Raw genomic sequence first — 26,310 nt, forward strand, 5'->3', positions numbered from 1 at the left:
ATAGGAATTAAAAAACAGTCAACGTATCGACCGGAGAAGCGCCGCCACCATGTTCAATTTCCAACGCTCCAGCATCAGCCAGAAGCTGACCATGATCTCGGTACTGTCATCGGGCTGCGCGCTGCTGCTGGTGTTCGTGGCGTTTGCGCTGACGTCCGTGCTCAGCCACAAGAATGATGAAGGCAAGCAATTGCTGTCGCTGGCGGGCGTGATCGGTGCAGCCAGCGCGGTGCCCTTGCTGGCGGGCAAATCGGCGCAGCCACAGGCGGAGCAGGTGCTGGCCGCGCTGGCCGCGCGCGACGAGGTGGCCCAGGCGGCCCTGTTCGACCGGGGCGGGCGCCTGTTCGCCCTGTACCGCGCGCCGCAGCATGCGGACGGCCTGCCAGCGCCGGAAGACATGGACCCGGCCTTGCTGGCCGACATGGCCGTGCAGCCCGTCACGCAAGGCGCGGGCACGACGCTGGCGCCGGCCATGCGTTTGTACCGTCCCGTCTACCGGCCAGGCGAGCCGCAGCAGATCATCGGCGCCGTGCTGATCGAGGCAGACCTGAACCACATGTGGCGCGACATCGGCCGCCACGTGGGCGCCATTGGCGGCGCCACCGTGCTGTCCTTCCTGATCGCAGTCTTCCTGGCGCGGCGCTTCAAGAGCGTGATTGCCGAACCGATCACCAAGCTGATTGATACGGCGCAAAAAGTGTCCAGCAGCCAGACCTACAGCCACCGCATCGCGCACCAGCGCAGCGACGAGCTGGGCGTGCTGATCGACAGTTTCAACGACATGCTGGCGCAGATCGACAGCCGCGACAGCACCCTGGCCAATTACCGCGACCAGCTCGAGCGCCAGGTGGGCGTGCGCACGGCGCAGCTGGAAAAGGCCAAGGATGCGGCCGAGGCGGCCAGCCAGGCGAAAAGCGCCTTCCTCGCCACCATGAGCCATGAAATCCGCACACCGATGAATGGCGTGCTGGGCATGACGGAACTGCTGCTGGCCAGCCCTTTGAGCCCGCAGCAGCGCCACTACACGAGCATGGTGCAGCGCTCGGGGCAGAATTTGCTGGTGATCATCAACGACATCCTCGATTTCTCCAAGATCGAGGCGGGCAAGCTGAGCGTGGAATACATCCGCTTCAATTTCCGCGAATTGCTCGACGACATAGAGCACGTGTTCGCGCCGCAGGCGGAAGCGAAAAACATCAGCCTGGAATTCGATATCGCCTACGACATCCCCATCGCCATCTGCGGCGACCCGAACCGCTTGCGCCAGATCATCGTCAATCTGCTGGGCAATGCCATCAAGTTCACGGAAACGGGCAAGGTCACCGTGAAAGTGACCGTGTGCAGCGAAGACGCGCCCAGCGTGGGTTTGCGCTTCGAGGTGCACGATACGGGCATCGGCGTGTCGAGCGAGGCGCAGACACGCATCTTCGAATCGTTCTCGCAGGCCGATGGTTCGACCACGCGCAAGCACGGCGGCACGGGCCTGGGCTTGACGATCTCGAAACAGCTGGTGGAGCTGATGGGCGGCACTATCGGCGTTGATAATGCTTTAACGCAAGGCTCGATCTTCTGGTTCGAAGTAAATTTCGATAAGCGGCGGGTCGACAGCGATGACCCGTCCTTCAACCTGAAAACCACACGAGGGTTACGCGCCTTGATCGTCGACCACACACCCGCCACGCGCGCCGTGCTGGAGCGGCAGCTGGCCAGCTGGCACATCGGCTGCGACAGCGCCGGCACCGCCAGCGACTGCCTGGGCAAGCTGCGCGCGGCCGCGCAGGCGGGCACGCCGTATGCCGTGGCCCTGCTCGACATGGAATTGCCGCGCACCAGCGGCCTGGCCCTGGCCGCCACCATCAAGAGCGACCCGCTGCTGGCCGACCTCAAATTACTGCTGCTGAGCACGGAACAGGCGGCGGCCGACCCCGTGCAGCGGCGCGAGGCGGGCGTGGCCTTCCAGCTGATCAAGCCGGCCCGCGAATGCGACCTGTTCGACTGCATCGTCACGCCGCCGCGCGCCAGCGAGGGCATGCGCATCCATCCGCCACACGCGGCGCGGCAGGTGGGCCGGCGCCAGCGCCGCCGCGTGCTGCTGGCCGAGGACAATCGCGTCAACGTGGAAGTGGCGCTGGCCATGCTCGACAGCCTGGGCCTGGACGTGGTGTGCGCGCACAACGGCGAAGAAGCCTTGCAGGCGGCGCAGGCCGAGGATTTCGATTTGATCCTGATGGACTGCCAGATGCCCGTGATGGACGGCTTTGCCGCCACGGCGGAAATCCGCCGCCATGAACAGCAGTGCGGCCACGCGCGCGTGCTGCCCATCGTCGCCATCACGGCCAATGCGCTGCAGGGCGACCGCGAGGCATGCCTGGCGGCCGGCATGGACGATTACCTGAGTAAACCTTTTACGCAGCAGGACCTGGGCCACACGATTGCGCGCTGGATCACCCTGCCGCGCGCGGCCAGCGTGCACCACAGCGAGGCGCCGCAGGCGCAAACACCGCCAGCGCCTGTAGAAGTGCCGCCCGAACCGCCGCCCGAGGTAACGCCGCTATCGGCCGCCCCGCCCGCAGGCCAGCCGCTGAACCGGCAGGCGCTGGAAAACATCCGCGCCCTGTCGCGCGCCGATGGCGATGCGCTGCTGGAACGCGTCATCCTGGCTTTTACCAGCGAGACGCCGCGCCAATTGAGCGCCATGCGCGCAGCGATTGCCGGCGCGGATGCGGAAGCGCTGCGCAAGGTGGCGCACAGCCTCAAGTCGGGCAGCGCCAACGTGGGCGCCGATGGCCTGGCGCAACTATGCAAGGAGATGGAAAAACTGGGCCGCGCCGGCAGTACCGAGGGCGCGGCTGCCCTGCTGCAGCAGATGCAGCAAGCCTTCCTGGCCGTACGCGAATCGCTGAGCGCCATCCTCGTGAAGGAACACTGACATGACAGCGCCCCTCCCTCCCCCACGCGGCCTGGTGCTGGTGGCCGACGACGATCCCGTGATGCGCTTGCTGATGCGGCAAATGCTCACTCAGGTGGGCCTGGACGTGATCGAGGCCGAAGACGGCGTGCAGGCGCTGGCCAGCTACAAGCACAGCGGGCCGGACCTGGTCATGCTCGACGTCGACATGCCGGCCCTGGACGGCTTTGCCGTGTGCCGCGAAATCCGCCGCCAGGAAGTGGGCGGCACCGTGCCCATCATCATGGTCACGGGCGACGACGAGCTGGAAGCGGTCACGCGTGCCTACGAGGTGGGCGCCACGGATTTCATTTCCAAGCCCATCAACTGGCCCATCCTGGGCCATCGCGCGCTGTACGTGCTGCGCGCCAGCGACGCCATCGCCCGCCTGCGCATCGCCGACGCGCACAACCGTGCCGTGCTGGCCGCCATCCCCGACACCTTCTTTCGCCTGAACCGCGAAGGCTTTTATCTCGACTATGAACAGGGCCACGACGCCAGCGTCGGCTTTTCCCTCAGCGACTGCGTGGGCAACCATATCGGCGACGTGCTGCCGCCCGAAATCGCCGCGCGCCTGCTGGACCAGGCGCACGCCGTGCTGGCCACGCAGCACATCGGCTCGGTCGACTACACGCTCACGCACGAAAACAGCACGCGCCATTTCGAGGCGCGCCTGGTGGCAACGGGAGCCGACGAAGTGCTGGGCCTGGTGCGCGACATCAGCGAGCGCAAGCGCACGGAAGAGCAGATCCGCCGCCTCGCCTACTGCGACAGCCTGACGGGTATCCCCAACCGGCAAGCCTTCCTGGAAACGCTGGAACGCGAACTGCTGCGCTCGAAGGAGCACGACAAGAAATTCGCCGTGCTGTTCATGGACCTCGACGCCTTCAAGCGCATCAACGACACCCTGGGCCACGACGTGGGCGACCATCTGCTCAAGGTGGTGTCCGAGCGCCTGCGCGAAACCATCCGTCCCAGCGACCTGGTGCTGCGCGCCGAACACGAGTTTGAGGCCAGCTTCGGCGGCAGCAACCTGGCGCGCTTGGGCGGCGACGAATTCACGATTTTGATTCCCGACCTGGAGCGCGTGGAAGACGCGCTGAACGTGGCGCACCGGGTCAAGGAAGCCATGCGCCGGCCCTTCATGATCGAGGCGCACGAGATTTTCGTCACGGCCAGCATCGGCATTTCGCTGTATCCGGAAGATGGCGAGGATTGCAATTCGCTACTCAAATATGCGGACACGGCCATGTACCACGCGAAGAACTGCGGCAAGAACAACGCCAAGCTGTACAGCTCATCGCTGACGATGGAAATCATGAGCCACGTCAAGATGGAAGTGGGCTTGAGGAAAGCCTTGCAGAACAACGAGCTGTACTTGCTGTACCAGCCGCAGATCGACGTCCCCAGCACGCAGATCGTGGGCGTGGAAGCGCTGGTGCGCTGGCGCCACCCCGAGCGGGGCATCATTTCGCCCACGGAATTCATCCCGCTGGCCGAAGAGACGGGGCTGATCGTGCCCATCGGCGAATGGGTGCTGCGCACGGCGTGCAACCAGGCCAAGGCGTGGCAAAACGACGGCGGGCGCGCCATCCGCATGGCCGTGAACCTGTCGGCCAAGCAATTCAAGGATGAAAACCTGACGCAGATCGTGCTCTCGGCGCTGGCCGACACGGGCCTCGATGCGCGCCTGCTGGAACTGGAACTGACGGAAGGCACCTTGATGGACGATGCGCGCGCCACCATGGTGACGCTGGAGCAATTGCGCGGCATCGGCGTGTATCTGTCCATCGACGACTTCGGCACTGGCTACTCGTCGATGAATTATCTGAAACGCTTCGACGTGCGGGCCTTGAAGATCGACAAGAGCTTTATCGCCGGCTTGCCGCAGGACACGGAAAACGCGGCCATCACGCGCGCCATCATCGCCATGGCGCATGGCTTGAAGATGGTGGTGGTGGCCGAGGGCGTGGAGACGGACGAGCAGTTGCTGATGCTGGAAGAATACGGCTGCGACATGGCGCAGGGATACTTTTTAGGCCACCCGTCACCGCACGACACGATTACGGCCATGCTGGTCAGGCAGGCCGACCAGCTGGCCAGCCTGGAAACTAGAGCACTTCGAAGGCAAGGATTTGCGTGACTTGCTGGGCGTTGAAATTATCGTCGGAAATCATCACCAGGCTGCGGCGGCCGTTTTCCAGGCGCGGGCCCCAACTGATGCCTTCGATATTGTCGATTCTTGCCAGGCCGATCTTTTCCAGGTCCAGCAGCAGTCGCTTGCGCGCCGGCACGTACTTCGCGCCCGCCAACGCCGGCATGGACTGGATGTCGCTGGCGCCATCGGTATCCATCGCGTAGATGCGCACATGGTTCGAATACACGCCATCGGCGTGTTCCACGCCGGCCCGCTCCACCACCAGCACCTGATGGTCGTTCACGGCAAGAATTTCCGACACGCCATTGTCCGCTTCGCGCCCCGGCGCGGGCCGCGAAGCCACGGCTTCAATCGGATACGCATACTGGCGCAGCACGGTGCCAGCGCGGTCCAGGCGCGTGATGCGCACCACGGAACCAATCTCGGGCGTGGCCAGCGGGCCATCCTGGTACAGGGCCGCTTCCATGCCCAGCCACAGGCTCTTGCCATCCGAGGAAAACGACAGTGCCTCGAAGCTCATGTTGTTGCGCGAGCCAATTTCTTCCTGCGAGACATTGAACATGGCGGGCGTGGGCAAGGTAGCCAGATAGTGGCCGCCGCTATCGGCGTGGCGCACAAACGGATGCAGACCCACCTTGCGGTTGCCTTCGCTGCCATACCACAGGCTGCCGTCCTGCGGATCGACGCGGATGGTCTCGATGTCGGGCACCTGCTCGCCACTCTCCAGCTTGGCATGCGCCAGGTTCGGGTAGCGGCTGCCGTCAGGCTGCGTGAAGAAATGCACGCTGGTCAATGTCACGCCCGTAAACGCCTTGCTGTCATAGTTCAAGGCAGCGCGGTAGAAGCGGGCCGGATTGATTTCCGAGCGGTCATCGCTTTCCATCACCCAGCTCTTGTTGGCGGCATCGTAGTCGATGCCGGACAGGCCGCCCACCGTGGTGCCTTCAAACGCCTGTTTCAAAGCGATGCGCTGCTCGCCGATCAGGCGCAGGCCGGCAATCGGCGCGTCGTGGGGGAAGCTGGCGCAGGCGGAGAGGACGATGGCGGCGGATGCCAGGGCAAGCGCGGTACGGAAAATTCGATGCATGACAGGTATCAGTGAGTTGCGTAGGTCGGCTTAGCGCGAAGCGCGTAAGCCGACAACATTGTTGGCCCGGCCGGTAGCGTCGGATCACACCACCCCATCGGCCTTGAGTTGCGCGATGGCGGCAGCGTCATAGCCGAGCGATGCCAGCACTTCATCGTTGTGCTGGCCCAGGGTAGGCCCCAGCCACTGCGTCTTGCCGGGCGTGGCGGACAGTTTCGGGCTGATGGCGGGCAATTTGACGGGCGTGCCGTCGGCGAAATGGTGTTGTTCGAACATGTCGCGGGCGAGAAATTGCGGATCGCTCAGCATATCGCGCACGGAGTAAATTTTGCCAGACGGCACGTCGGCCGCCTTCAACACGGCCAGCGCGCTGTCTATCGTGTGCGTGGCGCACCAGGCGCCGATGGCGTCGTCGATTTCCTGCGTGCGCGCCACCCTGCCGTCGTTGCGCGCCAGCTGCGGGTCGCCCGCCATATCGATGCGGCCCATGGCCAGCATCAGGCGCTTGAAGATGGCGTCGCCGTTGCCGGCAATCACGATGTTTTCGCCGTCGCCCGTCGTGTAGGTATTCGAAGGTACGATGCCGGGCAAGGAACCGCCCGTGCGCTCGCGCACCACGCCCGCCTGGTCGTATTCGGGCACCAGCGACTCCATCAGGTTGAACACGGATTCATACAGGGCCACGTCGACCATCTGCCCTTCGCCGGAGGCCACCCCACCGGTCACGTCGCGGTGGCGCAGCGCCATCATGGCGCCGATCACGCCGTGCAGGGCCGCCACCGAGTCGCCGATCGACACGCCCACGCGCACGGGCGGGCGGTCGGCAAAGCCGGACACATAGCGCAGGCCGCCCATGGATTCGCCGATGGCGCCGAAACCCGGTAAATCCTTCATCGGCCCCGTCTGGCCAAAGCCGGACAGGCGCACCATGATGAGGGACGGCTTTTCCTTTTTCAGCTGTTCGTAGCCCAGGTCCCACTTTTCCAGCACGCCGGGGCGGTAGTTCTCGACGATGATGTCCGCTTCCAGGGCCAGCTGGCGCGCGATGGCGCGGCCCTCGGGCGACTTCAGGTTCAGGGTCAGACTTTTCTTGTTGCGCGCCTGCACCGACCACCACAGGGAGGTGCCATCTTTCAGCACGCGCCAGGTACGGATGGGGTCGCCGCCATCGGGCGACTCGATCTTGATCACGTCGGCGCCGAATTCGGCAAGCATGCGGGCACAGAACGGCCCCGCGATCAGGGTGCCCAGTTCCAGCACTTTAATGCCTTTTAAAGGTAAAGCAGGGGTTTCAGGCGGCATGCCGCCTGCCTGCGTACGGTCTTGCCCTGCAGGGCAAGACTCCTGCCCCAAAGGTTTTTCATCGGCGGCAGTGGTCGCGGAGGATTCTGTCATGTTATGGTCAGGTTGCCCTGCGGTCGAGCATCGCGCGGGCAATCGTGCCCGCGTCGACGTATTCCAGTTCGCCACCCACGGGTACGCCGCGGGCCAGGCGGCTCACGCGCAAGCCCCGCGCCTTCAGCATTTCGCTGATGTAATGGGCCGTCGCTTCACCTTCATTGGTGAAATTGGTAGCCAGTACCACTTCACCGACCACGCCATCGTTGGCGCGGCCCAGTAATTTTTCGAGGTGGATGTCTTTCGGGCCGATGCCGTCCAGCGGAGAGAGTCGCCCCATGAGGACGAAATACAGGCCCTTGTAGGTGAGCGTCTGCTCGATCATCAACTGGTCGGCGGGCGTTTCCACCACGCACAGCAAGCGCTTGTCGCGCTCTTCGTCGAGACAGGTCTCGCACACTTCGTGTTCGGTAAAGGTATTGCACAGGCCGCAGTGATGCACGGCATCGACGGCCTGGAACAGGGCGCGCGACAGCATGGCCGCGCCTTCCCTATCGTGCTGCAACAAATGAAATGCCATCCGCTGCGCCGACTTGGGGCCGACGCCGGGCAGGCGCCGCAGCGCCTCGGTCAAAAATTCAAGCGACTTGGACATGGATCAACCCTGCCCCGTGCCACAGATCGAGCGCATGCGGGATTGCATCAGAATGGCATTTTGAAGCCGGCTGGCAAGTTCATGCCGCCGGTCAAGCCTGCCATTTTTTCCGCGGACGTCGCTTCCGCCTTGCGCACGGCGTCGTTGAAGGCAGCAGCCACCAGGTCTTCCAGCATGTCCTTGTCGTCGGCCAACAGCGACGGGTCGATGGAGACGCGCTTGACGTCGTTCTTGCACGTCATGACGATTTTCACCAGGCCGGCGCCGGACTGGCCTTCCACTTCCACCAGCGCCAGTTGGTCCTGGGCCTTTTTCATGTTGTCTTGCATTGCTTGCGCCTGCTTCATCAGGCCAGCCAGTTGATTTTTCATCATGAGAATGCTCCGTTAATTCAGTTTGTGAGTGTGTTAATCATCAATGCAGGGTCGGCGCGGCGGAGCCGGCCGGTGCAGGGGTAATCGTTCCCGGCACGACAAAAGCGTCGAATGCACGCTTCATGTCGAGCACGAAGGGATCGCTGGCGATGGTTGCTTCCGCTTGCAGCTGGCACGCCTCGCGGTGGGCCTGCGCTTCCGCGCTGGCCGTGTACCAGACGGCGCCCAGTTCCGTGTCGACCGCGACCTTGCGGCCGAAGCGTTCGGTCAGCGCGGCCGCCAGTTTTTCCACGTTGGCCGGGCTGCGCCACGTATCGATCGGTACGCGCAGGCGGAACGTGGTGCTGTGGCCATCGTGCAGGCATTCGATCAGCTCGGCCTGCACGGCCAGCTGCTGGGCCACGCCGCGCAAGGGCAGCACGGCGGCGACGGCCGGCCAGTTGCCATCCCAGTCCAGGCCCGGCACGGGCGTGATCACATACGGCCCGCTGGGCGCGGCTTGCTTGGCGGCACGCTGCGGCATGACGACGGCCGGCTGCTCGGAACTTTGCGCGGCGGGCGCCGACACGGCGATGGACGCGCTGTCGTCGGAAAATTCGGTGACCCACGGCGGCAAGTCGTCGTCGGCGGGCGCCTGCTGTGGCGCTGCCTGGCGTGCCGGCTGCACGGGCGCGGGTGCGGCCACGGGAGCTTCCATCACGGCGACGGGTGGCGCATCGTCCCACGGCGCCGGCGCTTTCGCGGCGGCGGGCGGTGGCGGTGCAGTCTGGACGAACGCGGCCGGGGCTGGCGCTGCGGCGACAGGTTCCGGTACTGCTACTGGTGCCGGCGCGGCTGGCTTGGGCGCCGACGATGGCGCCGATGGCGCGCTGCCCGGACGGCCTTTCGAAGCGGCGCGGGCCGCTTCCAGCGCCGCATTGATGGCGGCGCGGGCGGAACTGATGGGAGCGCCCGAGGCTCCCGGGGCAGCCGCAGCAGGCGGCGGCGCTGCCGGTGCCGGTGCCGGGGCTGGGACAGGTGCTGGGGCTGGCGCAGGTGCGGCCACACGTGGCGGCGGCGCTTCGCTGCGCGCCATGCTGGCGGCGGCGGCAACGACGGCGGGCGGGGTCACGGTTGCATGGCTGGCCACGCTGTTGGTGGCGGCGCGGACTGTCGGTGCGGACGCGCCAGCGGCGGCGCGCGCGGCGGCGACAGCGGCGGGACGGCTCATTGCCCCTGAATTCGGTGCGGCAGTTGGTGCAGCCGCCGGCACGCCATCGGCGCCGCCTATGCCGGGCCGAAAGGCCAGCATGCGCAGCAAGGTCATGGTAAAGCCCGCGTATTCGTCGGGCGCCAGGCCCAGTTCATTGCGGCCATGCACGGCGATCTGGTAAAACAGCTGCACTTCTTCCGCGTCAAACGCGGCAGACAGGCGCACAATGTCCGCGTATTCGGGCAAATCCTGCGGCAAGGCGGCCGGCACGGTTTGCGCCAGCGCAATGCGGTGCAGCAAGGTGCCCAGATCCTGCAGCGCGCCGTTATACGACAGACTGCGCGAAGCCATCTCGTCGGCCACGGCCAGCAGATCGGCGCCATCCTGCTGCGCCAGCGCGTCGAGCAGGCGCACCAGGTAGGATTGGTCGAGCGCACCCAACATGCCTTGCACGGCGTCAAGCGTCACTGCGCCGGCCGCATACGCGATGGCCTGGTCCGTCAGCGACAGCGCATCGCGCATGGAACCGTGGGCACCCTGGGCCAGCAGGCGCAAGGCCGGCTGTTCGAAGGCGATGCCTTCCTGTCCCAGGATATTGTCCAGGTGGCTGATGATGTGGCCGGGCGGCATCTGCTTGAGGTTGAACTGCAGGCAGCGCGACAGCACGGTCACGGGAATCTTTTGCGGGTCCGTCGTGGCCAGGATGAACTTGACGTGTTCAGGCGGTTCTTCCAGCGTTTTCAGCATGGAATTGAACGCGTGGTTCGTCAGCATGTGCACCTCATCGATCATATAGACCTTGAAGCGCGCATTGCTGGGCGCGTAGACCGCCTGTTCCAGCAGCTGCGCCATTTCATCGACGCCGCGGTTCGACGCCGCATCCATCTCTATATAGTCGACAAAGCGTCCCGCATCGATTGCCGTGCATGCTTCGCAGACGCCGCAAGGCTGGGCCGTGATGCCGCCCGTGCCATCGGGGCCGATGCAATTGAGCGATTTGGCCAGGATGCGCGACAGGGTCGTCTTGCCGACGCCGCGCGTGCCCGTGAACAGGTAGGCGTGATGCAATCGGCCGCTGTGCAAGGCATGCGTGAGCGCGCGCACGACGTGCTCCTGGCCGACGAGCGTCTCGAAATTCTTGGGGCGGTATTTACGGGCGAGGACTTGATAGGACATGCTGAGATTTTACCATGCGATTTTGCGGGTGATCCTGCGCGGCGGGCGCAAGCCTCATGGCCGGGCCATACACTATGGCAAACGCGGCAAAGCAGCAATTGTATAACATGGAGAGTGGCATTCTGGAAAATCAGGCAAGCATGCGGACTGGCAAAACACAGCGCCGCAAAACAAAAAAGCCGCCAACGGCAGCTTTACTGTTTGTTTCCCGAAGGAGGCGAGCCTGATCTGCGGCACTCATGGTTAATAGCCGTGGCTGCTTCGTTCCCGACCTGACCAGGTTAGCCATGCCACGATGCGCAGGGGCCCGCCAGGGACAATTATAACCGACCTGCGCAAGATTGGGAAATTGCCGTGTCAATGCTGCGTACGTCGGCGCAGGTCGGCGCAGGTCGGCGCAGGTCGGCGTAGGTCGGCGTAGGTCGGCTTAGGCCGCAGGCCGTAAGCCGACACTGCTGAGTATGCAGGCCGACACCGCTGAGTACGCGGCCGACACTGCTGAGTATGCAGATCGTGAACATGCAAGCAACGTCGGGTTACGCGCAAGCGCTAACCCGACCTACAGCCCCAGCTCTTGCCAGATACTGTCCACCTTGGCCTTCACTTCCGGCGTCATGGCGATCGTCGTGCCCCACTCGCGCGTCGTTTCGCCCGGCCATTTATTCGTCGCATCGATGCCCATCTTGCTGCCCAGGCCGCTGACGGGCGAAGCGAAGTCCAGGTAATCGATCGGCGTGTTGTCGACCAGCGTCGTGTCGCGGATGGGGTCGACGCGCGTGGTGATGGCCCAGATGACCTCTTTCCAGTCGCGGATATTCACGTCTTCGTCGACCACCACGATGAACTTGGTATACATGAACTGGCGCAGGAAGCTCCACACGCCGAACATCACGCGCTTGGCGTGGCCCGCGTACTGCTTCTTGATCTGCACCACGGCCATGCGGTAGCTGCAGCCTTCGGGCGGCAGATAGAAATCCGTGATTTCGCTGAACTGCTTTTGCAGCAAGGGCACGAACACTTCGTTCAGGGCCAGACCCAGCACGGCCGGCTCGTCCGGCGGCTTGCCCGTGTACGTGGAGTGGTAGATCGGGTCGCGGCGCATGGTGATGCGGTCGATGGTAAACACGGGGAAACTGTCCTGCTCATTATAGTAGCCCGTGTGGTCGCCATACGGCCCTTCCAGCGCGTGTTCATAGCCGCTCGGATGGTTTTCATCCGGGTAGATATGGCCTTCGAGCACTATTTCGGCCGAGGCGGGTACGCGCAGCTCGCTGCCGATGGCTTTCACCAGCTCCGTGCGGCTGCCGCGCAGCAAGCCGGCGAACTGGTATTCGGACAGGCTGTCCGGCACCGGCGTGACGGCCCCTAATATAGTAGCGGGATCGGCGCCCAGCGCGACGGCGATCGGATACGGCTTGCCCTTGCTTTGAATCGCATGCTCGCGGAAGTCCAGCGCCCCGCCCCGGTGCGCCAGCCAGCGCATGATGACCTTGTTGCGTCCCAGTACTTGCTGACGGTAAATGCCCAGGTTTTGCCGCTTCTTGTTCGGCCCCTTGGTGATCACCAGGCCCCAGGTGATCAGGGGCGCAATATCGCCGGGCCAGCAATGCTGGATGGGCAGGCGCGCCAGGTCGACGTCATTGCCTTCCCAGACGATTTCCTGGCACTTTGCGCCGCGCAACTCTTTCGGCGACATGTCCCATACGGATTTCACCAGCGAACCGAGGCCCAGCAAGTCCTTGAAATCCTTCGGCGGCTCCGGCTCCTTCAGGCGCGCCAGCACATGGCCGATCTTGCGCAACTCGCTGACGTCTTCCGCGCCCATGCCCAGCGCCACGCGGCGCGTGGTGCCGAACAGATTGCCCAGCACCGGCATGTCGTATCCCGTCGGATTGTTGAACAGCAAGGCCGGTCCGCCTGCGCGCAAGGTGCGGTCGCACACCTCCGTCATCTCCAAAATCGGCGAAATAGGGGTCGAAATAGGCTTAAGTTCACCCATTTGTTGCAGCTGAGAAATAAAATCTCGCAAATCTGAATATTTCATGTGTTTTTAATTTTTTTTGACGTCGGACGCCGTTGCTGAAGGATCTATGCCAAGTAATTGATTTTATTGGCTTTTGGCACAATGCAAGACAAAAAGTAAGACATAAAAGTAATAAAGAATCGATTCGTTAGTATTGACTTGATATAAAACGGCTTCTACAATTCGCCCAACTTGAAAGAGCACGCCGGCCCAGAGCTTGATTTTAGCGTTTCTCTTTCATTCACGGAGTCGGGGCTCCACATGACATTTTAAGGAGTGTTTTCAAAAGGCGTCTGCCTTACCCCCGGTAAAAGTTGTATTGCGACTGATCCAATACCAGCATGGGACCGATCAGCTCAAGCAAGCAATGACGGCGTTTCTCGCACGCATCCATACGCGGCGGAAACGATGATATTTCTGATGCACGGCATTGGCAGTACCCACAACACCGCGAGACCGCGGAGGGACTGCCTGTTGACGCGACATTTCGGGGAACTCTATGACTCATCGTAGCACTGAAGCAGCATTGCCTGCTTCAACCGTGGCTGGCCAGCCAGCGTTGGCGCGTTTGCGCGCCCGCGCACAGGCCATTTCAGCACGTGGCGTATTGACCACTGCGCAACACACACTGACAGTCTTCGGCATTTCCGCCCTGGCACTGATCGCCCTGCTGATGTTCCGCCCCGACCTGGGCAAGCAACTGACGCACAGCCTGTTTCCGCTGCCGATGGCAGAGGCGCAAGCCGTTGAAGCGCCGGCCCTGTCGGCACTGATGGAAGCGCCTGCATCCGTGCAAATGGCCGCCGCCAACGAGGCACCGTTGACCAAGGAAGAAAAAGCCTTGCTGGGCACGCAAAAGCAGCAGCAATGGGTCACCAACTGGCTCTCCAAACGCTACCGCGTGGCCAACGATGCGACCAATATGCTGGTCTCGACGGCGTACCTGACGGCCCGCGAAATCAAGCTGGACCCGCTGCTGATCCTGGCCGTGATGGCCATCGAGTCGGGCTTGAACCCGTTCGCGGAAAGCCCGGTCGGCGCACAAGGCTTGATGCAAGTCATGTCGAAAGTGCACCATGAGCGCTTCCAGGAAATGGGCGGCGTGCAAGCAGCCCTGAACCCGGTCGCCAACATCCGTGTCGGCTCGCTGATCCTGAAAGACTACGTCACGCGTGGCGGTTCCGTCGAAGCGGGCCTGAAAACCTACGTAGGCGCCGCCAATTTCGCCACCGACTCGGGCTACGGCTCGCGCGTGCTGGCCGAATACCGCCGCCTGAAGCAAGTATCGGCTGGCCAACGCGTGCCGACCAGCACGCCGGTGATGGCATCGAACACGCCAGCGCCAGCCAAGGCGCCTGCGCCGGAAAGCGGCATCACCATCAAAGTGCTGCCGCACAACGAGATCGCGGGTCTCTGATTCCCCTGTGACCCTTTAAAAGCCCTCACAGGGGCATCCAAAGAAAAAGCCACCGGCACTTGCGTGCGGTGGCTTTTTCTTTGCCCTGTGGCCTCAGCCACAGGAAATACTTACTCTATATTACTTGCGCTTGTTGGCGCCCACTTCTTCCTCGCGGAATTTCACTGCCAGCTTGTCCAGCACGCCGTTCACATACTTGTGGCCGTCGATACCGCCAAACGACTTGGCCAGCTCGACCGCTTCGTTGATGACGACGCGGTACGGGATTTCCATGTTGTTCTTCAGCTCGAACGCGCCGATCAGCAGGATGCCGTGTTCGATGGGCGACAGTTCCGCGATGTTGCGGTCGATCAAGGGAGCCATGCTGTCGCGCAGCGCCAGCGAATCCTTGATGGCGCCGTACAGCAGCACCGTGAAATGATCGCCATCGGCCTTGTCGAAACCATGCGCGGCGCGAATATTGTTCACGACGGTGGTCGCGTCTTCATTGTTCAGCAGCCACTGGTACAAGCCCTGCAGCGCAAACTCGCGCGCGCGGTGACGCGGCGTGCGGTTTTTGCTGGGATTGGCGAGCAAATTTTTCTCAGTCATGATTGTTACCTGTTCTTAAATACGTATTTACTGCAGATAGTGACGAATACCGCGGTGGACTGCCAGGCAGCACACTGCGGCGCAAGCACGATTAATCCTCGTCTGTGTCTTGCAACTCTTCCAGCGCTTGCGCTAAATTAGCCATTTCCACTGCCACGCGTGCCGCTTCGGCTCCCTTGACCAGCATGCGCACTTCCGCCTGCTCGTCGTTTTCCGTCGTCAACACTGCGTTGGCGATGGGGATGCCGTAATCGAGACCGATGCGCGTGATGCCTGCGCCCGATTCGTTCGATACCAGCTCGAAGTGGTAGGTTTCACCGCGAATCACGGCGCCCAGTGCGATCAGGGCGTCGAATTGCTCGGTTTCTGCCATTTTTTGCAGAATCAGTGGGATTTCCAGGGCGCCCGGCACGGTCACGTGCAGGATATCTTCATCGGCCACGCCCAGCTTGCTCAACTCTTCCAGGCATGCCGACAGCAAGCCACCACCGACGATTTCATTGAATCGTGCCTGGACGATACCGACGCGCAAACCTTCGCCGGCAAAATTGGTTTCATAGGTTCCTACGCTCATCATATGCCTCTTTAATCTGGTGGTTCAGGGCGACATGCACATGCCGCCATCGTTTACTCTCACATCGACGCCTGACAAAAATTTAGTTAGGCGTCTGGCCAGGATGGCACTGAAAACCTGTCACTTCCAGGTCGAAACCGGCCATCGACGGCATCTTGCGGGGACTGGCCAGCAATTGCATCTTGCTCACGCCCAAGTCGCGCAGGATTTGCGCGCCGATACCGTAGCTGCGCAAGTCCATGCTGGCGGCGCGGCCTTTCGGCTTGGCTTGCGGCGTGTCCAGCGCGGCGAACTGGGCAAACAGCTCGCTAGAGGTCTCGCCGCAGTTCAGCAAGACCATCACGCCCCGCTCGGATTGCTTGATGGCCGCCATCGAGGCCGCTACCGTCCACGAGTGGGTGGTCGCTTCGCTTTCCAGCACGTCCAGCAGGGAAACGGGCTGGTGCACGCGCACCAGTGCTTCCAGGCCGGGCGCCAAGTCGCCGTGCACGAGGGCCAGGTGGGCCGAGGCGCTGGGTTTGTCGCGGAACGCGATCAAGCGGAATTCGCCGTGCGCCGTGTGCAGGGTACGCTCGGCAACGCGCTCGACCAGGGACTCCGTCTGGCTGCGGTAATGGATCAGATCGGCAATCGTGCCGATTTTCAAGCCATGCTGCTCGGCAAACACCAGCAAGTCCGGCAGGCGCGCCATGGTGCCGTCGTCCTTCATGATTTCGCAAATCACGGACGCGGGCGTCAGGCCGGCCATGGCCGTCAAGTCGCAGCCGGCTTCCGTATGGCCTGCGCGCATCAGCACGCCGCCTTTTTGCGCTTTCAGCGGGAAGATGTGGCCAGGCTGGACGATATCGCTGGGCTGCGTGCCCTTGGCCACGGCCACCTGGATGGTTTTGGCGCGGTCGGCGGCGGAAATACCCGTCGTCACGCCTTCGGCCGCTTCGATGGACACGGTAAAGTTGGTGCCATACGCCGTGCCGTTGCGCGACGTCATCATCGACAGGTTCAGCTCGTCGCAACGCTCTTCCGTCAGGGTCAGGCAGACCAGGCCACGCGCATGCGTGATCATGAAATTGATGGCTTCAGGCGTCACGAAATCGGCGGCAAGCACCAGATCGCCTTCATTTTCCCGGTCTTCTTCATCGACCAGTATCACCATGCGGCCGGCGCGTAATTCAGCGACGATCTCCTCGGTGCTTGATATAGACATCATTGATCCTCTTAGTGAGACTAAAAACTGAAACATCGCGTGCGAATATTCCGCGAATTTCCGGGAATTTTCTTATAACCTGCTATTTTAAAGGATTTAGCGCTTGCAGACCTGAAATAAGACAGCTTTGCGGCATGCGCGCCGCAGCCTGCCCTACAACGCGCCGATTCCTCGATCCAGCGCAAATGGCGGCGGCAAGACGCGCGCCGCCAGCCTTGCGAAGAGCATAAGATCAGCGAGTCACCGCCACGGCGCTGACGCCCCACTCGCAACGACACCCCACACAGGAGCGGCAACATGAAAACCAACGGATCGGCCATCTGGTCAGGCGGCATCAAGGACGGCAAGGGCGCCATCAGCACGCGCAGCGGCGCCTTGCAGGAATATCCCTACGGCTTTGCCAGCCGCTTCGAAGGCAAGCCCGGCACCAATCCCGAAGAATTGATCGGCGCCGCCCACGCGGGCTGCTTCACCATGGCCCTGTCGCTGATCCTCGGCGAGGCGGGCCTGACGGCGGAAAAGATGGAAACGACGGCCGAAGTGACCCTCGACAAGGTGGACGACGGTTTTGCCATCACGGCCGTCCACCTGATCCTGAAAGCAAAGATACCGGGCGCCGACCAGGCGAAATTCGAGGAATTGACGGGCAAGGCCAAGGCCGGCTGCCCCGTATCGAAATTACTTAAAGCCAACATTACCCTGGACGCTACCCTGCTGCCCTAGATTTTCGTCACGGGCTTGACGGGCTCCACGGCAGCGACGGGCGCCACCAGAGGCAGGCGCGAGTCGCTGGCCGGCAATGGCCGGTTCATCAAGCCCGGATTCAGGGCTGCATTGTTGAGGTTATACGCGGCGATGGCCGCCGCCACGGACGGATCTTGCGACGAGGGCGGCGGCACGGCCATGCCCGCATTTTGCGCGGCCAGCTCTTGCGCCTGGGCATTTTGCTGGGCCAGCTGGGCTTGCGCCGTCGCCAGGCCCGCATCGGCTTGTACTTGTGCTTCGCCTGCCAGCGACTGAGCCCGGTCGGACGCCGCCCGTATCGCCCCTGCAGCCTCCTCCTGCTGCACCTGCTGATCGGTATTCATGCGTTCGCTGTCGATGCGCCGGGCATCCACGCGCAGGCTGTCGGCCCGCTGCGCCTGCAGCAAGTCCTGCTCATCGATGGTGACGGCTGCCGGCGCCGCCGGCCGCAATTCCTGCAAGTCCAGGTTCAACTCTTCCGTTTCCAGTTGCTGCTGCAGCTCCAGTTGTCGTTGTGCAATGGCAGCAGTTTGTGCCGGCGCCCCTTGAACCGTGGCCTGCGCGGCGCTGGCCGGCAAGGCTGCGCCCGTCAAATCCGCTTCGACCACGGCCGCCAGCGGCGCGCCCTGCCGCTGGACCAGCACGGCACCCACCTGTGCCAGCACGTCCGTTCCCTGTTGCAAGGCATCCAGGGTGGCGCTACTGTCGGCCGCATATGCGGCCTGCAAAGTTGCCGCATCGACATCTTCATTGCGCAAATCGATGCCGATGCGGGCCAGTTGCGCTTGCGTGAGCAGGCCGCCGTCCTGCGCCAGCGCGGCCGCCGCATCCGTGGTGCCATCGCCCGACAACAAATCGTAGCGCTGCGCCAGGCTGCCCGGCGTGTCACCCGCCGTCGCCAGCTGGCTGGCATCGATGCCGCTCGTTTGCAGCTGGGCGAACGATTCCGTCAGCTGTCGCGCCAGCGCCAGCAAATCATCATTGACATTCACGGGGGTATTTGCCGTGCCGGCCTGCTCTGCGGCGCCCTGCAAGGCCAGCAGTTGCCGACGCGACAAGGCCACGCCGGACAGGAACTGCCCCAACGGAGAGAGGTCGACCTGGGTCGATGACAGAGCGGCGAGGGCCGCCGCCGCGCTGGACGACGGCACAGGCAGCGCGGGCGCCAGAGGTGCCGTTTCGCCCACGCGGGGCGTCGCCGGTATGACATTGGGCACGGTTGCGCGCGAAATCGGGTCCATGGCTAGCCTCCACTGCGGAAAGCTTCATAGTATGCGCGTCTGCAAGAAAAGCAACACACGCTTGGCAAGATGCAAAGGCCGGCGGAGGTGTTGCTGTGTTCAGTTGCTGTGTTCAGTTCTTATTTCAGGCGGCAGCCTTGTCCAGCGACAACATGCGCTCGACATAGCGGGCGATCAGATCGATTTCCAGGTTGACCTTGCCATCGACCGTCAAGTGTTTCAGGGTCGTCATGGCAATGGTGTGCGGAATCAAATTGATCGAGAAGCGGCAGCCATTGACGGCGCCCGCGCCCAGGTCGTCCACGCGGTTGACCGTCAGGGACACGCCATTGACGACGACGGAACCCTTGAAGGCCAGGTATTTCGCCAGTTCATGCGGCGCTTCGATGACCAGCTCCCACGATTCGCCCACGGCTTCGAACTTGCGCACAATGCCCAGGCCGTCGACGTGGCCGGACACCAGGTGGCCGCCCAGGCGCTCGGCCAGGGTCAGGGCTTTTTCCAGGTTCACCTCCGTGGTGGTATCGAGGCCCACGGTGCAATTGAGGCTTTCGCGCGAGACGTCGACGGCAAAGCCCGTGTCCGACTTTTCCACCACCGTCATGCAGGCGCCATTGATGGCGATCGAATCGCCCAGGGCCACGTCGGCCAGCGGCAAGCCGCCCGCGTGGATGGTCAGGCGCACGCCGGCGTCGAGGCCGCCTTCGAGTGCTTGCACGGTTTCAATCTTGCCAATGGCGGCAACAATTCCTGTAAACATGGAGCTAACCCTATAAAAATGAGTAAATTTATTAATTGCGCTGGGCGAATCTTGCAAGGATACGCAAATCTTCGCCCACTTGCTGAATCTGGTGAAATTGCAAAGTGCGCTGCTGTTTGAGATCCGTCAAGGCGGGCAAGGCAAACATGCCTTGCCCATCGCCCAGCAAGGTGGGCGCCAGGTAGACCAGCAACTCGTCGACGCAGCCTTCGCGGATCAGCGAGCCGTTCAGCCTGGCGCCGGCCTCGACGTGGACTTCATTGCATTGCCGGCGTCCCAGTTCCAGCATCAGCGCGGCCAGGTCGACCTTGCCGGCCGCGTTCGGCAGCAGAATGACTTCCGCGCCCAGGGCGCGCAGCTGCGCCTCTTTCTCGGGGTTGGCCACGGCGGCCACGATCCACGTGCCGCCGCCTTGCAAGATGCGTGCATCGAGGCTGATGTCGAGCCGGCTGTCGACGACGATGCGGCGCGGCTGACGCGGCGTCTCGACGGCGCGCACGTTCAATTGCGGATCGTCCGCCTTGACCGTGCCGATGCCCGTCAGGATGGCACAGGCGCGCGCGCGCCAGGCATGGCCGTCGGCACGCGCCTCCGGTCCCGTGATCCACTGGCTTTGTCCATTGTGCAAGGCCGTCATGCCGTCCAGGCTGGCCGCCGTTTTCATGCGCACCCACGGCTTGCCGCGCTGCATGCGCGAAAAGAAGCCGATATTCATTTCATATGCCTCGTCGGCCAGCACGCCCGTGCTGACGGCGATGCCGGCCGCTTCCAGCTTGGCCAGCCCCTGCCCCGCCACCAGCGGGTTCGGGTCCGTCATGGCGGCCACGACGCGCCCCAGCCCCGCGCGCACGAGCGCATCGGAACAGGGCGGCGTGCGGCCATGGTGGTTGCACGGTTCCAGCGTGACATAGGCAGTGGCGCCGCGCACGTCGTTGCCGCGCGCCGCCGCATTCGCCAGCGCTTGCACCTCGGCATGATCCTGCCCCGCCGCCTGCGTCACGCCAGCGCCGATCACCTGGCCATCCCGGACGATCACGCAGCCGATGCGGGGATTGGGCGAGGTCGTGTATAAACCGCGCGCCGCCCATTCCAGCGCCAGGCGCATGCCATCGATATCGTTGAGTATTTCCACGGGCTTCTTTGATAGTGAGTAATAGAAAAGTCGGGTTACGAACTGTCGGCCACCCCGCTGCAATTGGCCGCTTGCTGCTGCGGATCGCACACGCGCACCCGGCCCAGCATATTGATTTTAATATGGCGCACCTGCTTTCCCAAAGTCAGGGACAAGGTACCCCAGCGCGCCGCCAGACTATTGGTCGCGCTGCAACTGCGTCCTGCGCCATTGTAGGCGATATAAAACGGCGCCGTGGCCGAGGAAAACGCAAACTGGGCCGCAATGCCCGCCGGCAGCGGTCCCTGGCGCAACAACAATTCGTCGCCGTCATCGAACGCCAGGTTGGCATTGCGGTCGATGAATGCCAGCCAGCCCGTGCCCCAGTCCGTGCCACCGGGCCCGGCCGGCATCAGCAGTACGCGCTGTCCCCGCGCCATCGCCTGCGCCCGCGTCAATTCGATGGCCGAGAACAAGTCCGTGGCCGCCGCCCGCACCTGCTGGCGCGCCAGCAACTGCTGCAGGCTGGGCATGGCGGCGGCCGCCAGCAGCGCCGCAATCGCCAGCACGGCCAGCAATTCGAGCAAGGTATGCCCGAAGGTCCGCCCAGTCCGCGGTGGCCGCTTGGGCTTGACCATGAACTAAGGCCAGCAACGGCTGGCGGGGCCGCTGCTGCCGCGCTGGCCCGTGCTGCTCAAGGACAGGACACCACAATCGGCATCCTGGAATTGCGCATCGACCTTGGACGTGCCCGGCATGGCCCGCAACAGCACACATTGCCCTATCGTCGAGCCGGGACAAGCCAGTGCCTCGATTTCATACGCGCTGGCAGCCGCGCTGGCAGCCGGCCCTTCGCCGGACCACCACGGAAACGCTTGCACCTGCGGTGCCGGCGAGACCGAGGAAAAGGCCAGGTAATGATTGTTTTGCGAATAATAACGTTCCTGCTGCTGCATCAGCCGCAGCAAGGTCGCCTGTCCCTGCACCCGCTTGGCGCGCACGACATGGCCGTGATAAGCGGGTACGGCCAGCGCCAGCAGCAGACTCATGATCGCCAGCGCGGACAACAGTTCGATCAGGCTGAAGCCCAAGGTAGCGGCAAGGGTGCCACCGTCTGCAGCGGGCCAGTGCCGCCTTGCCAACGTCCCCATGCGAACCCTCCTTTCCAAAAAAGTGCCAGCCGATGCGCCACCCTTGCCGGGCCTACTTTTTCTTGGCCGCCTCGTGTAATTCGCGCCAGTTCGCCACTTCGCGCCAGCTGAGGCGCCGGGCCGGCAGCGGTGCGCTGACGACCTTGAGCACCGTCCCGCTGGCCGCGCCAGGCAAACCCGGTTGCAGCACGGCCAGTTCCTTGCGCCCCTCGGCCCGTCCTGCCGCCGTCGCGGCGCCCACCGTGCTGTTCAGTTCCAGCGCCAGCGGCGGCGCGCGCGCCAGGCCATCGAACAAGCGCCCCGTCTGCTCGCCCGCCTGCACGACGCCGGCGCCATCGGCGGCAAAGCCGCTCAGCACATCGAGCACGTACAGGCGCGTGGCCGGCTTGGCGCAAGGGTCGCTCCCGGGCAGGACGGTATTGAACAGCACCTTGCCTGCGGCCAGTACGGGACTGCTGACGCTGCGTTCTCCCGTCTGCGCGGGATTGAGAAAATCGAGATGCCAGCCGCGCATGGCCTCGTTGCCCGTATAGCGCAGCTCCGCGCCATCGACGCGCACGCCGCCCACCGCCTCGCCCAGGCTGCGCGGCTCCAGGTCGGCCCGGCTGCGCGTGGGGGATGTTTCCCGCAAATCATCGTGCACGGCATAAAACGACTGCGACAGAAAGGCGGAAGGCCAGGTATCGGCCGCTTCGAGCAGCTTGCCCGTGCCGAACAGCAGTACATAGCCGCCACCGGGCGCGTACGCCACGCTCGGTTGCTGCGTCACGGGCTGGCGCCTGCCCTGTGCATCGCGCGCGACAAACACGAGCTTGCGCCCCAGGCCATCCTTCCACGGCGGCCCGCCGGCCATGTCGAGACGCCAGATATTGCCCTGCAAATCGCCTACATAGATATACGCCAGTGCGCCGTCACCGCCCGGTACCACGGCGGGCGGGCCCAGCGCGTGGAGGACGGCATCGGCATCGGCGCCCGCATCAGTATCATGGCCGCCACCGCCGCCGCTGGCCACGGGCACCTTGAGCCGGAAGTAATTACTTCCCAACAGCCAGGGTGTGCCAGGCGCCTTGTCCAGCGCCAGCAGAAAAATGGCGGCGGCCGCTGCGGGCGCCATCGTCTCCTTGCCGTCATTCACATGGTTGTTGTACCCGCTGGCAACGATGGCAAAATCGCGGTAGGCCGGCGCGCCCTCCTTGCCGCCCATGTTGATGCGCGCAAAGGATGGCGGCGCGCGCACATTGCCCATCAGCTTATCGTCGCGGTCGGTAAACTCCCACAGCGCCCCGTCTTGCGCGAAGCGGGCCGGGTCGGTGATGTCGAGCGCAAACACGCCTTGTGCCCCGCCGCCCATGCCCGACACCAGCACCGTCTTCCAGCGTCCCAGCGCCAGCACTTCCGCCGTGGCTGCCGCGCCGTCGAGCAGCGGGCCAGGGCTGTAGTGAGTGCTCGCAGCGGCTGCTGCCGCGTGCAGCAGCGCCTGCGGCAGATAGGCAAACACTTCGCTGCCCGTGCGCGCATCGAAGGCATGCAGCAAGCCATCGTTGGCGCCCAGGTACAGCATTTTGCGCCGCTGCAGCAGCGTCTGGCGGTGCAAGCCATAACCGGCGCCCGGCATGCCCAGCCCGGGCGCGCCCACGTACAGCAAATTGGCGTATGGTGCCGCCCCCAGGCTGCCCGACCTGCGCCGCAGGAAGCCGCCCGGCTGGCCCACCTCGTGCGTGCGCTGACCCAGCAGGTACGCCAGGCGCACCTCCCCTTGCCCATCCCCGCCGTCGAATGCGTTGCGCTGTTCCGCGTCGAGACGGTTCCAGGCCAGCGGCATCAGGCTGCCCTGGGCGTCGAGCGTGTAGACGGGACGCAAGACTGTCGGCGTTCCATCCGGTGCCACCTTGTCCAGCCCGCCGGCGCGCCACCATGACTTGCCCGGAAGCAGCGCGCCAGCGGCGCCCACGGCAAACGCGGCGCGCGACAAGCTCATGCTGCCATCGGCCAGGCGCAGCTGCGTCTGGAACCAGTATGCCTCTTCCGTCCCGCTGGCCAGCGCCATCAGGGCCGGTCCGGCAAGCGTCGCCGGCAAGGTAGCCTTGTCGGCAGCCGCAAAGGCTGAGCGCAGTCCCGCGATCAGGGCAGCCGGGTCGCTGCCGGGCAAGTAATGGGCGGGCCAGCGGCCGTCCACGCTCCACTCCTCCAGCGCGCTGCCCGTTGCGCTCTTGTAGGGGTTGGCGTCACCGTTCGCATCGAGAAAGCCGCCATATTTGGCCGCCAGCAACAAGGGTGTGGAGGCGGGCGTGGCGGCAGGCACGCTCGCCGGGTCGCCCTGGCGCAAGTCGCCCGCATAGTGCTCGACCTTTGCCACGCCGTCGTTCTTGCCGCCAGGACGCAGTGGCTGCACATGCGACCAGTAGGCCAGGCCCGCCGCATGGTAGCTGGCACCGCCCGCCCCGTGGGCCAGCAGCTCCAGCGCCGCCAGTTCGGGCCGTGGTGCGGGATTGCCCTGCGCGCCGCTGCTTTCCAGGCTGCCCACCGCGTGCGTCCAGGCCATCGCATCAAATGGCGGCGACGCAAAGCCATCGGCGGCGCAGGCGCGGTCGCCGTTGGATGCGGGAGCCACAGGAACATTGCCGGGCACGTAGCGGTCGAGCACCATGCCCGCATCGCCGAGGCTGACGACGACATGGCGCTGGCAGCTGGCCGTTTGCGGGTCGCTCCATGGAGTCACGACCGGCAAGCCGTCGTCGATGGCGGGCGGGGCCGTGGCAGGCGGCACCGGGGCGCTCGCCTGCCTTCCCTGCAGGTAGCGCAGCGATTCGTACAGCAATTCGGCCAGCGGCGCCGCCCTCGCGTATGCACCGGGATGTCCGGCGTTGCTTCGGCCCAGGCCATTGATGTAAGCGGTCACCCCGCCGCCAGGGCTCGCAGCTTGAGACATATAGACGCCAGTGACTCGATTCCATTCGGCGTCGGCATTATCTTGCGGCAGATAGTCGGGCGCCGTCCAGCGCTGCCGTCCCACGTGGGCCAGCGGTGCGCGCAGCACGCCGCCATACACGGGACCGGCGCTGGCGCTCACGCCGTTCAAGTGGCCAAACACGCCCACGCGCAGCCGGCCGCCATGGCGCTGCACGGCGCCCACGGGCTTGTAGTTCTTGCCATACGCCAGACACAAGTCGTCGCGCAGCGGCCCTTCTTCCGTGTCGCAGACGCGCACGCGCGCGAGAAACACACCGTGCGTGGCGGCAGTGCCGGGCGCGTCGCAACTGCCGCCCGGCGGCAAGCTGGCGTCGCCGAACAGCAGGCGGTTGTGGCAGGAAACGATGGCCAGTTGCGCCAGCGCAAACGGCGTCGCCGCCGCCACGCCGGCCTGCAAGACCTTGCGCGGGAAAAAGACAGAGTGGGCAAAGAAGTCGACGGGGCCGTCGCCATCGGGCAGGTAAGCGCGCTGCAGCACCGTCTTGCGCACCTCGTCGATGACGCGGTCGCCGCCCGTCAGTGCATAGCGGACGATATCGAGCAAGCTGGCGCTGGCCCAATTGAGAAAGTTACCACTAAAACTATCGCCGCCGCAGCCGTGCAGCGCATCGGCCCGTTTCAACACAGAGAAGTAAGCGGTCGCTACGCGCAAGTCCGGCAGCATGACACCATCCTTGCTGCGGTACGGATAGCTGTAGCACATGCGCGCATGAAAGTAACCGGCGTACTCGCGCTGCGGCGCATAGTCGCCGCCATGCGCAGCAGCGGCGGCCGCATGCGTGAGGGACAGGTTGAGCAGCAGATTCGGCGGCACCCTGGCACCGTGCAAGCCCGCGTCGGCCCGTGCCAGCGTCACCGTCGGCTGGGCCGCAACGGCACCACAAGCCAGGCAAGCCAGCAGCGTCAGGCAGGCGTACAACAAAGCGAATGAGCAAGCCCTCATGGCCCCGCTCCCGCCGCCTCTTTGCGATAGTAGCTTTGCAGCACGACTTGCGTGCTTTCCTGCGCGCCAAAACCGATGGCCGTGATGCGGTACACATAGCTTTCCGTGGCCAGGCCGCCAGTCACTGCCGCCGCCTGCGCGCCGGGCGGGTGGAACGGCAGCAGTTCGATCAGGTAGCGGGGCCGGCGCGACGGCAGGAAACCCTGCCCCGTCGGCATGACGGCGCCCGTGAACTGGCCATATGGCACCGCGCGGCTGCTCCCTTCGGCGCCATCGAGGTCCGTACTTAGCCAGAGTGCTGGCGCGTCCGGCGCTGCAGGCAGGCACAGGCCCAGTGCGCCTCCCTCGCCACAGTCGTCCGCGAAGCCGGCCGCACTGCCTGACGCGAAGAGGCTGCTGCGTCCCGGTGCGCCGGGCAAGCCTTCGATATCGTTCTGCGCATCCACCAATGCCTCCTCCGCCGCCTGAAACGCGATCTGCCGGTCGCGCTCGCCGCGTGCCGCCTTTTCGCCCTGCAAGGCCATCTGCGCCGCCGATATACCCAGCAGCAAGATGATCACCAGCAGGCACAGCACATACACGAGGGTGGCGCCACCGTGACGCACACGAGCTACGCACCAAGGTTCGCAACAGCGCCCGCCCGCGCCAGCCATC

At 64.2% G+C, this 26,310-nt stretch carries 20 protein-coding genes and 1 other RNA gene; 4 read left to right on the forward strand and 17 right to left on the reverse strand.

Annotated features, from left to right (window positions below):
• Positions 1-49: 49 nt before the first annotated feature.
• Both ACP7EG_RS25985 and ACP7EG_RS25990 read left to right on the forward strand, forming a co-directional pair.
• Positions 50-2,929 (forward strand): response regulator, encoded by a 2,880-nt coding sequence (locus ACP7EG_RS25985; protein ID WP_426089988.1) that lies wholly within the window; start codon positions 50-52, stop codon positions 2,927-2,929.
• Position 2,930: 1 nt separating this feature from the next.
• Positions 2,931-5,090 carry a putative bifunctional diguanylate cyclase/phosphodiesterase gene (locus ACP7EG_RS25990; RefSeq protein ID WP_426089989.1) on the forward strand — a complete coding sequence of 720 codons (2,160 nt, stop codon included), beginning with the start codon at positions 2,931-2,933 and terminating at the stop codon, positions 5,088-5,090.
• On the opposite strand, the gene ACP7EG_RS25995 is transcribed toward ACP7EG_RS25990, so the two are convergent.
• The 7 genes from ACP7EG_RS25995 to ubiD form a co-directional block, all read right to left on the reverse strand.
• The gene (locus ACP7EG_RS25995) at positions 5,059-6,192 is read right to left on the reverse strand and encodes an esterase-like activity of phytase family protein (protein WP_426089990.1); all 1,134 of its coding nucleotides are present in this window, start codon (positions 6,190-6,192) and stop codon (positions 5,059-5,061) included. The genes ACP7EG_RS25990 and ACP7EG_RS25995 overlap by 32 nt on opposite strands.
• 84 nt (positions 6,193-6,276) lie before the next feature.
• Positions 6,277-7,494, reverse strand: a complete 1,218-nt coding sequence (locus tag ACP7EG_RS26000; RefSeq protein ID WP_426090056.1) for a CaiB/BaiF CoA transferase family protein — start codon at positions 7,492-7,494, stop codon at positions 6,277-6,279.
• Positions 7,495-7,594: 100 nt separating this feature from the next.
• Complete coding sequence (gene recR, locus ACP7EG_RS26005) at positions 7,595-8,185, reverse strand: recombination mediator RecR (RefSeq protein WP_071078710.1); 591 nt, start codon at positions 8,183-8,185, stop codon at positions 7,595-7,597.
• A gap of 47 nt (positions 8,186-8,232) precedes the next feature.
• Positions 8,233-8,559 (reverse strand): YbaB/EbfC family nucleoid-associated protein, encoded by a 327-nt coding sequence (locus tag ACP7EG_RS26010; RefSeq protein ID WP_010396201.1) that lies wholly within the window; start codon positions 8,557-8,559, stop codon positions 8,233-8,235.
• Positions 8,560-8,599: 40 nt separating this feature from the next.
• Positions 8,600-10,927, reverse strand: coding sequence for a DNA polymerase III subunit gamma/tau (gene dnaX / locus ACP7EG_RS26015; protein WP_426089991.1), 2,328 nt, complete (start codon positions 10,925-10,927; stop codon positions 8,600-8,602).
• A gap of 213 nt (positions 10,928-11,140) precedes the next feature.
• An RNA gene (gene ffs / locus ACP7EG_RS26020) (signal recognition particle sRNA small type) lies at positions 11,141-11,239 on the reverse strand.
• A 247-nt stretch (positions 11,240-11,486) separates the two neighbouring features.
• A complete protein-coding gene (ubiD, locus tag ACP7EG_RS26025) occupies positions 11,487-12,971 on the reverse strand; it encodes a 4-hydroxy-3-polyprenylbenzoate decarboxylase (protein ID WP_081344841.1) in 1,485 nt (494 codons plus the stop codon).
• A 478-nt stretch (positions 12,972-13,449) separates the two neighbouring features.
• Between ubiD and ACP7EG_RS26030 the strand changes: the two genes are divergently transcribed.
• The gene (locus ACP7EG_RS26030) at positions 13,450-14,367 is read left to right on the forward strand and encodes a transglycosylase SLT domain-containing protein (RefSeq protein ID WP_426089992.1); all 918 of its coding nucleotides are present in this window, start codon (positions 13,450-13,452) and stop codon (positions 14,365-14,367) included.
• Between the two features lie 120 nt (positions 14,368-14,487).
• On the opposite strand, the gene nusB is transcribed toward ACP7EG_RS26030, so the two are convergent.
• The 3 genes from nusB to ribBA form a co-directional block, all read right to left on the reverse strand.
• Positions 14,488-14,958 carry a transcription antitermination factor NusB gene (nusB, locus tag ACP7EG_RS26035; protein ID WP_071078713.1) on the reverse strand — a complete coding sequence of 157 codons (471 nt, stop codon included), beginning with the start codon at positions 14,956-14,958 and terminating at the stop codon, positions 14,488-14,490.
• A 91-nt stretch (positions 14,959-15,049) separates the two neighbouring features.
• A complete protein-coding gene (gene ribH, locus ACP7EG_RS26040; RefSeq protein ID WP_071078714.1) occupies positions 15,050-15,532 on the reverse strand; it encodes a 6,7-dimethyl-8-ribityllumazine synthase in 483 nt (160 codons plus the stop codon).
• Between the two features lie 82 nt (positions 15,533-15,614).
• Positions 15,615-16,736: a bifunctional 3,4-dihydroxy-2-butanone-4-phosphate synthase/GTP cyclohydrolase II gene (gene ribBA, locus ACP7EG_RS26045; protein ID WP_426090057.1), complete on the reverse strand. Its 1,122-nt coding sequence runs from the start codon at positions 16,734-16,736 to the stop codon at positions 15,615-15,617.
• A gap of 297 nt (positions 16,737-17,033) precedes the next feature.
• Here ribBA and ACP7EG_RS26050 point away from each other — a divergent pair, with 297 nt between their 5' ends.
• Positions 17,034-17,459 carry an OsmC family protein gene (locus ACP7EG_RS26050; RefSeq protein WP_034759136.1) on the forward strand — a complete coding sequence of 142 codons (426 nt, stop codon included), beginning with the start codon at positions 17,034-17,036 and terminating at the stop codon, positions 17,457-17,459.
• On the opposite strand, the gene ACP7EG_RS26055 is transcribed toward ACP7EG_RS26050, so the two are convergent.
• The 7 genes from ACP7EG_RS26055 to ACP7EG_RS26085 all read right to left on the reverse strand — a co-directional run bounded on the left by ACP7EG_RS26055 (position 17,456) and on the right by ACP7EG_RS26085 (position 26,261).
• Complete coding sequence (locus tag ACP7EG_RS26055; protein WP_426089993.1) at positions 17,456-18,721, reverse strand: hypothetical protein; 1,266 nt, start codon at positions 18,719-18,721, stop codon at positions 17,456-17,458. The two genes, ACP7EG_RS26050 and ACP7EG_RS26055, sit on opposite strands and share 4 nt — an antisense overlap.
• A gap of 124 nt (positions 18,722-18,845) precedes the next feature.
• Positions 18,846-19,481, reverse strand: coding sequence for a riboflavin synthase (locus ACP7EG_RS26060; RefSeq protein ID WP_426089994.1), 636 nt, complete (start codon positions 19,479-19,481; stop codon positions 18,846-18,848).
• A 31-nt stretch (positions 19,482-19,512) separates the two neighbouring features.
• Complete coding sequence (gene ribD, locus ACP7EG_RS26065; RefSeq protein ID WP_426090058.1) at positions 19,513-20,586, reverse strand: bifunctional diaminohydroxyphosphoribosylaminopyrimidine deaminase/5-amino-6-(5-phosphoribosylamino)uracil reductase RibD; 1,074 nt, start codon at positions 20,584-20,586, stop codon at positions 19,513-19,515.
• 62 nt (positions 20,587-20,648) lie between these two features.
• On the reverse strand, positions 20,649-21,230 hold the full coding sequence (locus ACP7EG_RS26070; RefSeq protein ID WP_426089995.1) for a GspH/FimT family protein: 582 nt from the start codon (positions 21,228-21,230) through the stop codon (positions 20,649-20,651).
• Between the two features lie 3 nt (positions 21,231-21,233).
• A complete protein-coding gene (locus tag ACP7EG_RS26075) occupies positions 21,234-21,743 on the reverse strand; it encodes a type IV pilin protein (RefSeq protein WP_426089996.1) in 510 nt (169 codons plus the stop codon).
• Positions 21,744-21,795: 52 nt separating this feature from the next.
• Positions 21,796-25,656: a pilus assembly protein gene (locus ACP7EG_RS26080; RefSeq protein WP_426089997.1), complete on the reverse strand. Its 3,861-nt coding sequence runs from the start codon at positions 25,654-25,656 to the stop codon at positions 21,796-21,798.
• Entirely contained in the window at positions 25,653-26,261 is a 609-nt protein-coding gene (locus tag ACP7EG_RS26085; protein WP_426089998.1) for a pilus assembly PilX family protein, read from the reverse strand. Before ACP7EG_RS26085 ends, ACP7EG_RS26080 begins: the two co-directional genes overlap by 4 nt.
• Positions 26,262-26,310: the final 49 nt, after the last annotated feature.

It is taken from the genome of Janthinobacterium sp. PSPC1-1 (genome assembly GCF_049897625.1).
GTDB classification, from domain to species: Bacteria; Pseudomonadota; Gammaproteobacteria; order Burkholderiales; family Burkholderiaceae_D; genus Janthinobacterium; species Janthinobacterium tructae.